Here is a 1,597-nt window from a genome sequence, read left to right as displayed (position 1 = left end):
ACCACCCTGAACTTCGTTCTGCGATGGCGCTTCCCGCTGAGCGCGTAGATGCCGGTCTGTCCTTTTGCGTGGGCTCCCCATGAGGAGCGGCCGCAGTAGCCAGGCAACCCTCTGAGACGGGATGTGATCGACGCCGGGTCTCCGGATTTTCAGACAACGGCCTCTGCCGGTCTTGGCAGCGACGGCCCGGGCGGGCCGGGGGAGGATTGATCTGACTTCACCGACGCTCGGCGGGCTCGCCGTAGCGTTCCTGAGCGGCTTGGCGGCTGGTGCCGAGCATGGCTGCGATCTGAGTCCATGTGTGTCCGTGCTCTCGGGCCTCGGCCAGGGCATCGGCCAACTCCACCTGACTGCTGGCAACAGCGCGTACGGCGTCGCCGATGCGGCGCAACCGACTGGCATCGGCGTCCGGCGAAGCGTCGTTGCGACGGTTGTGTGCGATACGTCGAAGCGAGCGCCGAGCCATGCGAGCGAGCGGCCAGCGGCATACAGCATCAGACTCTGCCGACGGATAGTCACACCCCGCTCGCGGAGGATTGTGGCGACACCAGTCTTGGAGATGCCGTAACACCCGCTGATCTGCTGGGTGGTCTCGCCAGCCTCGTGACGGCGCACTATGTCGGTGATGTCTTTGGCGGCCAGGAACCGTGTGGAGCGCGGCTTCAGGCCATCATCGGGGGATGAGGGTGGACGAGCGGGTGATTCGTTGACCCGTTTGCGCAGATCGGTCCACTTCTTGCAGAGGTGAGCAAGGTTCGCGTTTCTTCCTAGTGCCCCCGCATCTTCGATCACGGTCGGCCGTCAGGGTCCGCAACTGGACGCCGTCGGCGAGTGCCTGCCGTGATGCCGTCACGTTGGAGTCCGTCCGCAAGGCGTCGCGTCGCCGCCTCATCGCCGTCAAGGCCGATGTGGTGCATGCCGGTAGCCGGCCGATCCGACGCCACAACCAGCTCGCAGTCGAGTTCCGACCCGGCAGTGCCACGTGGCCACGTGGCACTGCGCCGCCAGGGTGTCGACGAGTTCGCTACTCGAAATATCGATGCTTTCAACGGCTTCGGGCTTTCGCGCGTCTGGGATCCAGTAACGTCAGACCGCTGACCCGCATGTAACGCTCGAATCCGCACAGAATACCTTGGTGATACGGTTTTGGAAGTTGAAATTGCTTCAGGTTGCCGATGTGGGTTCCCGTGGCTCCGCCTCTGGATTTCCACTCTGCGGCATAGACTTTGTGATCAGGAAGGAGCCAGCCACGATGGACAAGATCTCGCTCACCGCCCTGGCGCGTGAGCAGTTGGCTGCCGCGCACCGGGCCGCCAGTGGCCGCAGTGCGCACACGGTGTACGGCGGTCACCAACACAGCCTGCGGCAAACCCTGATCGCGTTGAAGGCCGGTGCGGCGCTTTCAGAGCACGACAACCCCGGCGAGGCCACCTTGCAGGTGCTGCAGGGGCGCATCAGGCTGACGACCTCCGAAACCAGCTGGGACGGAGCCCCGGGCGATCAGCTGGTGATCCCGCCGAGCCGGCATGGCCTGGAGGCCGTCGAAGACTCCGTCGTGTTGTTGACCGTCGCAAAAGGCCATTAGTCCACACTGATC

At 64.4% G+C, this 1,597-nt stretch carries 2 protein-coding genes and 1 pseudogene; 2 read left to right on the top strand and 1 reads right to left on the bottom strand.

Going from position 1 to position 1,597, the window contains the following annotated elements; translation table 11 throughout:
- Positions 1-217 precede the first annotated feature (217 nt).
- Positions 218-466, bottom strand: a complete 249-nt coding sequence (locus AC2VOK_RS18800) for a hypothetical protein (RefSeq protein WP_343708389.1) — start codon at positions 464-466, stop codon at positions 218-220.
- A gap of 524 nt (positions 467-990) precedes the next feature.
- Between AC2VOK_RS18800 and AC2VOK_RS18795 the strand changes: the two are divergent.
- Positions 991-1,098 (top strand): annotated as a pseudogene (locus AC2VOK_RS18795) (type II toxin-antitoxin system VapC family toxin); the annotation flags it as partial.
- 154 nt (positions 1,099-1,252) lie between these two features.
- On the top strand, positions 1,253-1,585 hold the full coding sequence (locus AC2VOK_RS18790; protein WP_343708388.1) for a cupin domain-containing protein: 333 nt from the start codon (positions 1,253-1,255) through the stop codon (positions 1,583-1,585).
- Positions 1,586-1,597 lie beyond the last annotated feature (12 nt).

This window comes from Mycobacterium sp. TH-M116 (assembly GCF_057473685.1).
The sequence above is the reverse complement of the archived record's forward strand: the minus strand, read 5'-3'. Positions and strand labels throughout refer to the sequence as shown.